At 39.5% G+C, this 13351-nt stretch carries 8 protein-coding genes; 2 read left to right on the top strand and 6 right to left on the bottom strand.

Translation table 11 applies throughout. From position 1 onward, the window contains the following. Nucleotides 1-40: 40 nt before the first annotated feature. Complete coding sequence (locus ABD894_RS10590; RefSeq protein ID WP_345210996.1) at nt 41-772, bottom strand: SDR family oxidoreductase; 732 nt, start codon at nt 770-772, stop codon at nt 41-43. A gap of 1341 nt (nt 773-2113) precedes the next feature. Here ABD894_RS10590 and ABD894_RS10595 point away from each other — a divergent pair. Further along, nucleotides 2114-3355: a carboxypeptidase-like regulatory domain-containing protein gene (locus ABD894_RS10595; protein ID WP_345210997.1), complete on the top strand. Its 1242-nt coding sequence runs from the start codon at nt 2114-2116 to the stop codon at nt 3353-3355. 523 nt (nt 3356-3878) lie between these two features. Here the strand turns inward: ABD894_RS10595 and ABD894_RS10600 are convergent. From ABD894_RS10600 to ABD894_RS10610, 3 genes are all read right to left on the bottom strand, one after another. Beyond that, on the bottom strand, nt 3879-4400 hold the full coding sequence (locus ABD894_RS10600; RefSeq protein WP_345210998.1) for a hypothetical protein: 522 nt from the start codon (nt 4398-4400) through the stop codon (nt 3879-3881). A gap of 23 nt (nt 4401-4423) precedes the next feature. Continuing rightward, nucleotides 4424-5998 (bottom strand): hypothetical protein, encoded by a 1575-nt coding sequence (locus tag ABD894_RS10605; RefSeq protein ID WP_345210999.1) that lies wholly within the window; start codon nt 5996-5998, stop codon nt 4424-4426. A gap of 280 nt (nt 5999-6278) precedes the next feature. Next, nucleotides 6279-7574, bottom strand: a complete 1296-nt coding sequence (locus tag ABD894_RS10610) for a hypothetical protein (protein WP_345211000.1) — start codon at nt 7572-7574, stop codon at nt 6279-6281. Between the two features lie 184 nt (nt 7575-7758). On the opposite strand from ABD894_RS10610, the gene ABD894_RS10615 reads away from it, so the two are divergent. After that, complete coding sequence (locus tag ABD894_RS10615; RefSeq protein WP_345211001.1) at nt 7759-9330, top strand: hypothetical protein; 1572 nt, start codon at nt 7759-7761, stop codon at nt 9328-9330. Here the strand turns inward: ABD894_RS10615 and ABD894_RS10620 are convergent. Continuing rightward, complete coding sequence (locus ABD894_RS10620) at nt 9327-10808, bottom strand: glycosyltransferase family protein (RefSeq protein WP_345211002.1); 1482 nt, start codon at nt 10806-10808, stop codon at nt 9327-9329. The genes ABD894_RS10615 and ABD894_RS10620 overlap by 4 nt on opposite strands. 804 nt (nt 10809-11612) lie before the next feature. Further along, entirely contained in the window at nt 11613-12887 is a 1275-nt protein-coding gene (locus ABD894_RS10625) for a hypothetical protein (protein WP_345211003.1), read from the bottom strand. Nucleotides 12888-13351 lie beyond the last annotated feature (464 nt).

Consider the following 13351-nt stretch of genomic DNA (forward strand, 5'->3'; position numbering starts at 1 on the left):
TGCGTAAATAGATTACATTGATTCATCCCGGTTAAACTAGTTATAGCGACTCATTCATAGTGCGCATTTGGATTTCAATAATTCTTGAACCAGGGGCTTGCGTACAGGCAAGTAATACAGCCCCAGCTACATCCGTTGCTTCGAGCATGCTTGATTGCGCAACACTTTCTTCAGTGCGGCCAGTTCCAACAGCAAACTCTGTTTTTACTCCGCCCGGGCAAATAACACCTACTTTAATTCCACTTGGTCTAAGTTCTTTGTCAAGCGATTGGGCGAAACCTACCTGCGCAAATTTGGTAGCACAATACACTGCCTGATTTGCAAAACCATAAAGTCCTGCCATAGATGACATCATAAGGATTGTCCCTTGTTTCTGCAACAACATTTGAGGCACCACTTGCCGGGTGAAAATAAAAGTGGTACGCATATTAGTATCCATAAGCTGGTCATAATCTTCCAACGAAGTATCAACAAGATTTTTATAATTACCCATGCCTGCATTGTTTAAAAGAATATCAATTCTTCCTGCTTCATTCAAAGCGGTTTCGACGCATCTTTTAGCCGTTGTTTCGTCGTTTGCATCACCAGCAACAATATATGCATGTGTATTCATAGCTTCGATTTCAGCTGCTAACGCTTCCAGCCTATCCTGTCGGCGCGCTGTTATTACAAGCTTAGCTCCTTCAGAAGCTAGAGCAAGGGCTGATGCTCTGCCTATTCCCGCACTTGCTCCTGTTACAATTGCGACCTTACCGGTTAATTGTCCTGGCATAACTAAAATGGGTTAAAGTGTATTCTTAATTGGAGAACTCCTTAAGTCACCACATTGTTCATAGAACTGCTCTTTAAAGTGTAATTAAGAGTGTTTATTGATTTACTCAGCAAAGTTACACTTATAACTGCCGTAGCACGCAAGTGCTCCCTGTATACACAGCCTCTTTCACCACCTTTCATTTATTCCCTTGCCATTACGCACTTGATTGCTATAAGCGAGTATGAGCACCATAATTCTTTTATTGACTTAATCATTAAAGTAACATGGATACATCTTAGGTAGTCAACATTTAATAAATTTGAGTAATTAACCAAAGAAATCATTACACAATCTGTAGACAGGTAATTAAAGAAGCTGTAAATATTGAAATAAAGGTAACCAAAGTTGTAGGTTCGGGCGTTGCTCCCGCTCGCGATGTAGGTAGCCCGAACAGGACTTAATTGGAATCATTTTCTTTCCGATTTGCTACGTTTAGCTATCAACTAGCAATAGTTCGAACCGGCTCGGGCTACTTGACCTTACTGGACATTTCTCGAATTACTTTCTACAAGACTTAAAGAAGATTGCGTTTTAATTGATTCGAGCCCAGTTAGGAGCTGGCAAGTTCGGGCGCCCAAGCGGGTGCTTCTCGAATCATTTTGTAGCAGATTTAAAAAGCCTTTCATCCTTGAGATTACAAGTTTGACGGACTTCAAGATGGTTCGAGTCCTATTCGGGCTACCGTTCTAAGCGAGCCCGGAATAGGATCGAACTAATAATATATGGTAGCGAAACATTGTAAATCAGTCAAGAGATGGTTCGAGTTTAGTCCTATTGGGGCTCATGTAATAAACGATTCCTAATAGTTTTGAACATAGAATGCGGAGTGAGTTAAAAAAATCATAAGTAGGATTTTTTTAAGAATTGAACTAAGAGATAAAAACAAAAAAGCTTTTTTAAGCCAGCTTGCGAAAAAGGCCTATCCTGTAGAATTCGATACATTATTATCCAACCTGGTTTAGTAAGTTAAGAACCATCGGCTGAACAACTCACTTTACTCAGCTTTGTGGGTTGCTAAATAAAAAGGACTCATTACCTTAACCATTATTGGTTCATAACGCTTTTCATCTTCAAAATTATTAGTGACAACGTAGATTTAGGCGATGATAAGAATATGCTAATACTGCAATAAGTAAACGCCAGTTACATTACCATTTCCTTGGATATAAATATGTAATTAGCTTCAATTAAAATTTATAGTAAAATTAATAAATCAATATTAGCGTTACACGAAACTAATATTACTTACATAGTTATCAATAACTATAGCATTCTAATGGTTTATAAACTGAAAACTAAATGAAAATAATTTCTGTTTTGTATATTGGCTCAAAAAAACCTATAAACCCCAATCACATTTCTATGTGCAATACAAAGCTCATCTTGACAATTCTGAAAGGTTCATCAAGTCCTTTCGCCATAATTATTTATATGGTTCTTATGCTCGGGGCTTCGATTCATGTCGCAGGGCAATCCCGATATTCTTTAACCGGCCATGTCACCGATAGCTTAAATAAACCAATACCATCAGCTACTGTATTTATTGTCGGCATGACAAAGATGACTAGTACTACTAAAGAGGGTATCTTTAAATTCGATGGATTACAAGCTGGTACTTATCAGTTATCTGTTTCAATACTGGGTTTTGCAAGCCACACGGAAACTGTACTGCTTGCCAGCTCGTCAGTCGATATTCAAATTAATTTACATCCGGCAACTATAGAGTTAGCAGGAGTAGTTATAAACGGAGAAAGTAGTAAAGTACAGGAAGCTAACTACAAAATATTTCAAAAGGTGTTTTTGGGAACATCGGACAATGCTAAAAAATGCCGAATTTTAAATCCTGAGGTAATTCATTTAAAGCTTGATAAAAAAACAGGTGTTCTTAATGCAACTGCAGATGATCTGATAGTTGTGGAAAATGAATCGTTGGGTTACAAAATAAGGTATTTACTTAATAATTTTAATTATCAGATCGAACAAGATAATGCCAGCTTTTCGGGCAATAGCAGTTTTGAGGAGCTTCCGGGAAATGAAAAACGAAAAGCAGTTTGGAACGTTGCCCGATCAAAAGCTTACTATGGCTCATTAATGCAGTTCTTCAGGGGATTATATCATAATAATGCGCGCGAGGAGGGATTTCTAATACATAAGGCTTTTGGAAGAGCCCCTGTATTTAGTATAGCTGATGATCGCGAATATCTATATGTTGATCCTAATGAAATTGATCTGCCTGCTATTTCAAAACTCAGGCCGGATAGCTTAATGAGACTGAAATTCACTAAGTTGTTTATTGCCTACGCTCCCAAACAAGCCGCTAAAGAACGTACCAGCAACGTGGAAGCGCAAACAAAGCAGGTACCATTTACAAGTAATTGTACCCTGATTTATTTATTGACCGATGAAGCGATGATTGATCAAAAAGGAGACGTAGCGGGTCTACACAATTTTACAATACAAGGAAATATGGCGTTGCGAAGAGTTGCTGATCAGCTACCCTTTGAATATAAACCCAATAAAACTGGCTTACTACTGGAATGATTAATAAAAAAAGAAGATTTTAACAGCTATTATATACCCTGTGAGGCTATAAATGTGCGAACCTCATATTTTGTAGTTTTTGTGAGTAATCAAAACCCAATAATTGTTTATTGATATCGTTTAAATATGATTTTATGTTTTACCTACTATGCAATAAAATCAGTAATTCTTGTAGGGGCTTTATCCCAATAACTAGCATTAGCTTCTCCGGCAGAAATTGTACTAGTACAATACATCCTGTAGCATTTGGCTAATGTAAGGTTTTAAATGGACTTGATGGGATACATTAAATAACGCAATGTGACAAAATGTGCCAATCCATGAAGAACTTGAGAAATATTCGATTATAAAGGAAAAATAAAAATTTAATTTTCCACCGGCTGAAAATTTATAAATGTTCATTTGTAAAATAGGTATCTGCCTAATTTCTTAGACAGATACCTATAGCAAGGGATTAACTAAAGTATAATAACAGCAGCGCGTGCATGCGTTTGCAACAAAATATAGCTGGCTACGTCACAAATTATTTAAACTTAATACTTGCCAATAGTTTGTCAAGCTCAGATTTTGCATCAACCTCGCCATTTTTCGGATACTCGATTACTCCAGTAAGAACACTCTTTCTATCGCCTGCGACGCAGTAAAATGTATATGTGTTTACCATATTATTGGTCGTTTCGTGAGTAATCAATACCCGATAATTGTTTATAGCTTTTGTTTGGAAATGATAATCCCTTTTAACCCCTAGTGATTCTGTGAAACTGGTAATGCCCTTTTGAGTTTTTTCCAAATAATCAACGTCAGCTTCCCCTGAAGCGGCTGCCAACTGAATATACATTTTTTTAAAAGTAGCGGTTGCACATCCTTCAGGAACTTTTTTTTCAACGCTTCCGCTCATACGTATCGATCCGGGTTTTAATCTAGTTGCCTCCTTGGGCAGGGTAAAAGAAGCTACATTAATAACGTCTGCCCCAGCAAGTCGGTCTTGACTCAGGGCGGTTAAACTTATAAACAAGCTCATTAGTAAGAAAAGTAAATTTTTCATAATTTGAATTTATTTTTGGTATTTTATGGACAAGGCACTACTGAAATATGACCAGAACTGTCAATTCCGATCGGGACGTAATTACTGCTGTTGACAGGCGCTTTATAGATATTAACGGCACTTCCGTACAAACTAGCCAATGCATATTCCGAAGAAGTCTCATACGAAGCCTCAGGATGAGCCTTTTTATAAGCTAATCCGGCATCTATATATTCCTGATCTTTAGCACTGGGATTGGCTAAATAATTTGTATAAAGCGTTGCAAGCGCAGTCCAATCTTTGACAGTTATAATATACGTCCCGTTTGCTGTAGTTGTAGTTACTGAAACCTGTCCTTTGTATCTTGCTATATCTGCCGCTCCAGCAGCGACTAATTGCGAGTTACTGAGATTTCCATATGCCCATACGGCGTCTGCCGGAGACGGGGCGAATCCCGCAGGGTGGCCATGACTTATTCCTATCGAATAACCATTAACAGCGTCCCATGTAAAATTTGACGGGAAAATATTTGAAGCTGTACCCTGTCTGACAATTTCCGGTTTATAAACCCCACTCGTGGGGGTGGTCAGCTTTCTGTCAGCCCCCCATTCTTTCGGGGGGTTACTGTTTACTGTTGCTGCTAGAATTGACACATTTTGCCCGTTAATATTTGGCTGACTGTTAATTCCCGTTATGCGCAACTTCTCAGAGCATGGCGTAACTGAACAATTCGGAATGCCAGTTGTGCCGCCTATACAGCCACAGGCGGCCATAAATGCAGTTCCATTAGCTATACCCATGCAATCGACCTGTGTCCCACCGTAGGCAGGGCCACTTCCCGCGCCAGACCCCGATGCCGTTGCACTCGCAGAGCCTGGTGGTGGTGGGCATACTGTATTTAGATAAGTGTTGGTAATTGTGAAGGGACAGCCGCCAGAATAGGTGACATTTTGTATCCAAACGAAATAACACCCTTCAGGTGCCTCATAAGATGGAAAGCCTATATTGGTAGGAACTGGAGGTGGGCAATAATTGACTTGTAAGCCATTTCCATTTCTTGATTTTCGCGCGGCTGACAAAGGCGATCCTCTAAGTATCCTTAGTTCTTTATCGGTTTTTTTCCCGCCTTCGTAAGCGGCACCCGTTATGTATTGGTAATTTATATCATACTGAAGAATGCCTCCATTAAAACCCGCAATTTCCGACTGATCGTTGTTTTTTATCAATAGGTCCAAGTTGCCTTCGACATCGTAGTTCAGGCCGAGAAGCTCAAAGATGTTACCCTCCTTTATCTGCGAGTTGGACACCTGAAAGACAAAGAAACGCCTTAGACTGACAGTTTCGTTTTCGATGTAATTCTCAGGAGAAGGCACGATCAGCAGCTCCTTGCCGGATGTTGACCTAACTGACCAAGATTCCTTCCAGAACGGGCTTAGTCTCCCGCCTCCATTGATGGTAGTCTCAATGTGTTGGGCATACCATATTTTTGCAGATTCCAGTACCGGCTCCGAGGCGTCATTCCTGTCGTGAATGTAGTTGCTAAAATCTTTGCGGCACGCAAAGATCAAGAGACAAACACTAAAAAGTGTCGTCAAAAGAAAAAGGGATTTTCTTTTCATTGGATGTGATTGGTTTAAAGGTTAATTTATTTACATTTTAAATGTACGGCTTAAAACTATAAATGCAAATTTATTTGAGAATTAAATTTGCTACAACATTGAGGCTTAGCAGCCTTTACAGCTCTACTTGGCGATACCGCACTGCTCAACGAAAAAAGAATCCAGCTTTGCGGTTTCGAGAAAATAGTACCGCGCAGCGATAAAAAGATTTATCGCCAGGACAATAATTATTAGCACAGTCCCTATTCTTTTTTTAAGCATTTCCCTACACCTCATATTCTTACTTTTTATTTAACTGCTTGAAATCTCCCCGCTGCTCAATGGTTGTTTTGAGCTTTTCTTTCAGTATATAAGTCGAGCTCCAAACCTTAACATACGAGTTAGCGTAAACTATTAAAACAACCACGTAAGTTACACCAATAGCAATGAGAAAGCTCTTGTAGCGCGTTCGACTCAATCTCAATACAAAAATATATCCAACAACGAAGCAGAGGCCGATAGATGACAGGTAAGCATATCTGTCTGCTGTAACCGAATATCGGGAAAGTGAGAGGATATTGCATACCAAGATAATGTGAATCATAAAAAACAGCAATCCAAATAGGATACATTTTTGAGTGAACTGTTTAAAAAAGCAATAAACGACTGCTGGTATTGCCAGCGGGTAAATCCAAAGCCATAAGGGAACTGTAGCCGTCTTTTGAAACGGAAACGGGTACAAATAAGAAAGATTCACGGGGGCGATCACTTTAGTAAAGTATTCGCTAAGTGTATAGAACGAAAGCGGCAACCGCTGAAAAATACTATAAAAATCCCCACCCTCGGATCGCTGCGAAGCGATGGTTACTCCTCCAAACAATACGGACAAAATGAAGATCGGCAGCTTCTCAAACCATATCAGCCGATCTAACAGATTCCTTCCATAAACATAATCCATCAGCAGCATGGATAGTGGCAATACGACCGCCTGTTCTTTTGCCCCAAAAGACACTATGTAGAACACAAGAGACAAATAAAAGTATTTTTGCTTCGGTTCCAAAACATACCTTCTGTACCAGCCTAATGCCAGCAAATAGAAAAATGCGTACAGCGTTACCTTTGAGGCGGAAACCCATGCCACTGGCTCTACGTTCACGGGCATGACCGCAAAAAGAAGAGCGGTTACGAATGCGATCCTTAGGTTTTGCTCGGGCGGCAGATTAGAAATATCGCCCGAAACCTTCCTGATCAGGTCGTAGACCAAAACTGAATTTGCCAAATGTATAACCAGGCAGGCGGTGTGGAAATAATTGGGTTTGTATCCAACGAGGCTGTAGATGCAGGTATAGAATAATTGATTTATTGGCGCATATTGGCCGCAATAAAAATCAGTGAAGACTGAGGACAGGTTACGCAAGGTAACCCCATTTTTGGTGTAATGGTTGGTCACAAACCACTGGTCGTCCCAACCGATTAGAAAATTAAACCTGCAGACCGGCCAATAAATAATGACGGCACAGGCAATGACTATGAAGATATGAACATGAGTTGTTTTTAGTCGACCGGCGTTCTTTCCAAATGGAATAAATTCTCCCATATACTATTGCAAATTGAGGTACTGATACGCAACTAATGTTAATACAAAGCACGCTGTACTTCGGGACTGAAGCAAAAAGCGGATTAGAGGGCGGTTGGCAAACATTTCGATGAAGGGTTAGGATATGTAAAGCTAATCCTTTTTCGGATTTTTTGAATAAATTGCGAGGGATAAAATAACTGCAATGCAATTATTTTATCCTAAACCTATAATCGCACCCTCTACATTGAAAGTCATTGATAAACATTACCGATTCTTTGTTTCTCTTTTTATTGCGTATTTCTGCTTTTGTTGGATTTATAAACTTTCAGTCCTACCCGGCTTACATGGCGATGAGGCTTGGGCCGGACTAAGGGCGGATACCTGGACACGGTCCGGCGTTGAGCACTTATATGGAATGAATACATATACCGGTATTTTGCAAACATTGCTGGCTTACGTGATTTTCGATACTTTCAAGATCGGCGTGGTGCAATTAAGGATCGGAGGCGTGCTCTTCAACATTGCAGCATTGATAATCTTTGCAAAAATCTTCGTTAACAGCAAGCAAAGAAGAGCGCTGCTGTTATTCCTTTTGATAATTTCTCAGTCCGCACTTTATCTTACATCCCCCCGGATAGCCTGGGAAGTAAACTCCTTTACGCTATTTTTCATAGCGCTGCTTGCTGCATCTGCTCTTCAAATATTAAAATCAGCAAACAAGCATAATTTGTCTTGGATATTGGTTTTGTTTATTGTAAACATACTTGGCACCTACAACCACGTGATATTTTCATGCATAGCGGCCGCCATGCTGCTTGGCGTTCTTCTATACAGTTTTCTTTACAAGGATTATACTTTGAAAAAAGCAATCATAATTTTGGTTTTCAACCAACTAAATGTATTAATCGTTTTTTTTGTTATGCGCCTTTGGCTGGACTCTGTTGTAATAAAAGCCCCAGCAATGACAAGCGCAGTATGTGCTACCTTGTTGGCATGCGAATTATATCTTGTAGTGCGGCTGTCAAAGTTTGAGTTTGATTATCTCTTTCCGGTCAATAAGACCATCATTTATGGTTTCCTAACTATCGGCTTTTCCTTCTTTATGTTTTATCACGGCGTCGCCTTATTTGAAGTTTTTTCAAGTTATAAGGTTGTTATACAGACGTACTCCTATCAACAGAATGCTTTTGTTCAGGGATTGTTTATATCGGGAGGCGTAGTCTTCGCATGTTATCTTTGCTACTTTCTATTTTTCGATATAGTTAGGGGTGGTAACAAAGCACTGCTTGCATTGGTAATAGTGGCTTATTTCGCGATATTCCCGGCATATACCGCCAATTGCTCTTTCAGATACTATTTGTGCGTATACGCACTTTTAAGTATATACATGTCAATCAAGATGTGTCAGAGCCGATTGTCTGTACTGCCTCTGTATATATCTCTGTTTACTACTGGAATCTGCCTCAATTTTTCGCTATTAAACATTTTTAGTGCTCCCGAAAGGCATTTGAAAGCAATAGATTTTACAATCGGAAACCATCAAGTTGAAACATCGGCTCACTTTCTACCCAACAAGCCGTTAATCGACTTTCTGAAAACAAATCAAATAAGCGACATTACATACATATCGGAGCAGTACTTTCTTGAACAACCTATATTATTTTACGAATTATTTGAACCTTGGAGAAAGTCTAATGGGAGAAAAGCTGTTATTGACTATAATTTTAAGGAGGTCAATAATGGATTCATGATGCATAAATTGACATCGCCTTAATCCCCGTACTCGTAAACTATCAGGTTATAGTCATTCAAAGAAGGGTCATAAAAATTGTTGATTGCTTTAACAACGTCAGGAATGCTTTGAAATACCTTCACAAAATTGTTTTCCTCCAGCAGCTGCGCGCTACGTTGGCCGGCTATCTCGTTGTCAGAAATAATCAGCAGATTTACCAAGCCCTTTTTCCTTTTATTAACCAGTTCATTCTGCCAAATGGTGGTTATGAACGTCAACTCGACTTCATTACTATTGTAAAAATAACTTCTTGGATTCACATAATCCCAGTATGGATTTAGGCCGTCAATGCACAACACATTGACCTTTTGCCCTGAGTAATGTCTGTGAATGTATTGAGTGACAGATATGTCTGCCTTTCCAGCTCCTTTGCAGGTTATGGCGACAAGTCCCGCAGTGTTGACTACTAAAAATATTGCGCTGGCAGCGTATTTAAAGAGCCTAATTTTCAGTAATCTTAGGTGTCTAGTTTTTTGATAAGCGAGTATAAGAATGAACGGCACCAAGTTCGCAATTGGAAACAAAAAGCGGAGCTCTTTATGCGGAATAATTGAATGCACTATCAAAAAAGGAGCAATTGCCCAAAGCAAAATACTTTTGGGCTCGATGATAAGCAGAATGATGATTGCGGAAAATATATATATGCCAATTATCCCAGGCGAAATAATAATGTACCACATTATTTCGTACCAGGGCGACGTGCCGTAGTTTGACGCGACCCCTTTGACGATGTTCACATAAAAGTAATTGTATAAAGAAAAAGCATTTGCGTCATACAGCCATCTATCGATAAAAAATCCCAGCAACAACATGGTTATTATTGAACTGGTGATTATGGAAATCTTTTTCAATCCTGCCTTATCCACAAATAACAGCCATAAAATTGTACCCATTACCAAAAGAGAGGATTGATAACGGAACAAGATAGACGCACCCAATAATATCCCAAGTATAAAAGGTTTTTTAATAGCGCCTTTGTGATATTGCGATTGAATGGCGGCAAGCGATGCCATGAAGAGCGTGCCCGACCAGCTTTCGGATGAGAACCTGACGTTTATGTACGGAAGGAACCACAGCAGGAAGCTGAGAACTACAAAATAATTGAAGTTCCTTTTCGCAATTACGGGACGTGCCCCAATGACAAACCAGTAAATAACGACTAAGGACACGAGAGCGCTCATAAAACGCAATATCAAAGCCATGTTGTATTTGTCGGAAATACCGAGCAAATACGCCGAATTAAAAACGAGATAGCATAGCGCGGGTTGTAGTCCAGGCCTTACCCTCGCTTTGTACTCCCATGCCAAATCATTTATTGTCGAATGACCTAACTTATAATTGGCGAATTCAATTATTTGAAAATGTTCGTCGGCATTATTGTACCCCGAACTATTCCAGGCAACAAAAAAATAAAAAGCGGAAATCAGTATTAAAAACCAATAGGATTTTTCAAGTTGCAACGTTCGCATGTGACAGGTAGGTATGTATAAAGTATATTTTTTGTTTTCTAATAAAAGCAAAAAAAATGCAAATCTAAGTTATTGCAGGGAAATTACTCATTTTTTGGTATATATTTTACTTAAAAGGCACCAACTTGAAATAAGTTAGCTTACACAACCTAAGTTTGGGAGGGTAGTGTAAGTTAATATAGGAGATATCATTTAACAGACCTTAACCTTCGGGTTTCTCGAATAAGGGTTTGGATTGCCTCCTGCGCTCGTCAACTATTGACCAAGCTTTTTTTGTGATTATTATTGAACACTCAATATCACGAGAAGTTAGAACTATTCTTCAAAAACTGATAGCTCAATCACTCATCTATTTGGCAAATGGAATTTTCCAACAACGACCTGTGGCTGTTTCTTTGCTTCTTTTTTTTGTAAAGAAAAGAAGTTTTTAGCCCACCCTTTTTCCCAAACATAAACTAAATGAATTTAACATTTTGTTAATTAACGCCAAACCTCAGTACATCACACCTATTGCATTATGCTATTGAAAAAGGGACATTTGCCTCAACTCATGACCAAGCGAGTAGTCGTAAGTCCTCCAGAAAGGGGTTCGAAAACGTTCCGCTGCGGGCTCAGCGAATTGTTCGTAAATTAAATTCATCTTTTGCTATTGGCAATTCGCCAACAACAGCGGAATGTCAGTATTGAGGTTGTCAAATGAGACTGCCATTAATTGATATAATCAAAATACCGCCACGATGTAGCCGCTATGATCTGCCCATTTTTAATGGCCCTCACCCGTATGCGGTGAACCTGTTAACCCATTCCCTCAACTGTTACCGAGGTACCGGTTGTAGGAGAAATTCCTCGATTAGCGTAAGGCATCGGTGAAAATGCTGTTGCAGTGTAATCGTATGGCTTATCAGCAAGTTGTAATTCAACTTCATAACTGTCTACGTCTGTCATCGGTGTCCAGGAAACATTAGTATTTCGCGGGAAATCAAAACTGCTGTGTTCTTCAGGAGACACAATAAGCATATCTGTCGCTATTGGCACGTTTTCTAATGGATCCTCTCTATTACTCGTTACATGTTTTTGTTGGGCATCAATCATCACACAATCACCCAGCGTCACTTTCACGGTTTGTTGCCAACTCTCACCAGCGCTTGTTTTTATAGTAAAAATATGGTCACCGGTTGTCTCAGCAATTGTTAATACGTCCGAGGAACCGCAAACACGACCAGCGGCAAAGCGGCGTTCTGGCACTGTACCCAAAAACATGGTATCTTCATAGACGAAAAAGGGCTCACAATAGTCACAACTAATCAAAAAGCCTACGTGACCGCTATCCACAACTGTGGGAGTTGCTCCAGATACTTCAGGCAAAGCCTCCTGTTGAAGCACGGGCGCATCATTATAAACTGGTTGTTGCCGAACATCTGTTGCTGCCGGAGGTTGTGAACGATGAAATAATGCGTACCCTACTCCTATGACTGCTATTATAACAATTATCCCAACGATACTGCTGTTGGAACCTGAGCTAACTGGATTGTCTGGATTTATATCACTTAAGTGGTTTTCTGTCGGGCTAACGTACGAGTAACTATCGTTATCTTCATAATCTTCATCATCGTCACTATAACTGTCATGATCATTTACTTCGTAACCGTGTATTTCTACCTCATTCTCGTCACCTTCGATTTCTTGCTCTTCACAATCTGTTTTCACACGGCCATTGCCACCGCAGGACTGACATTGCCCTGTGGCGTTGCATTTTGGACAGTCAACTGTATCTGGAAATTCCGTTTGATCTAAGCCAAACGTTATTAATTTCGCTGTAAAACGCGTTACTTCAGCGCGAAAAAAGTCGTCTATTTCTCCTTCACCATTACATATGTCACATTTGCCATTTCCCTTGACATCATTGAAGAAAAAATCTATCTCTTCAACGGCATCGCAGTCAGAGCAACATTTGTAGTCTTTGCCGGAATCATCATAGCTCATAAGATTCGGATAAACAGCTGATTGGAGTAAGATACGATTTAAATTAAAAGCATTGTTAAAGATAAATTGTACAAATTGTTTAAACAAGGTATCCAATTGGCGGTACCTGAAGCAAGTGAAATTCACACATAGTTGAGAAGGGAAAAGTAGCTTTTATCGTTTTGTTTAGGTTACTTGTGAATAAGTAGTAATATACAAGACCAGATTGTGCTACAATTTGGTCTTATATCTTCGCTTCAAACAATAGTATTGAGCAGCCCGTAGGGGAAAGATATCGAACCGCTTTTTAGATGATCTAAAACGATTAGCAAATTAATAGATTGGTTCGAAACCAATTTTGGGAAGGCACAATGGACAAGCACGTTTACGGTCGCTTGCCAATTTTTTTCTCCCACAGTTAGTTGGAAAAAAAGGGGGCTAACGCCCCCCGTTGTAAACTTTTATACCATAGGGTTATTTTATATACCCTATAGTTCGGAAACCAGAAAAAAAGGTTCCCCATACTTTCTTGCAGCCATCACATTGATAACTTGGGAAACAAACTTCGCAAT

Source organism: Mucilaginibacter gynuensis, from assembly GCF_039541195.1.
Classification (GTDB): domain Bacteria; phylum Bacteroidota; class Bacteroidia; order Sphingobacteriales; family Sphingobacteriaceae; genus Mucilaginibacter; species Mucilaginibacter gynuensis.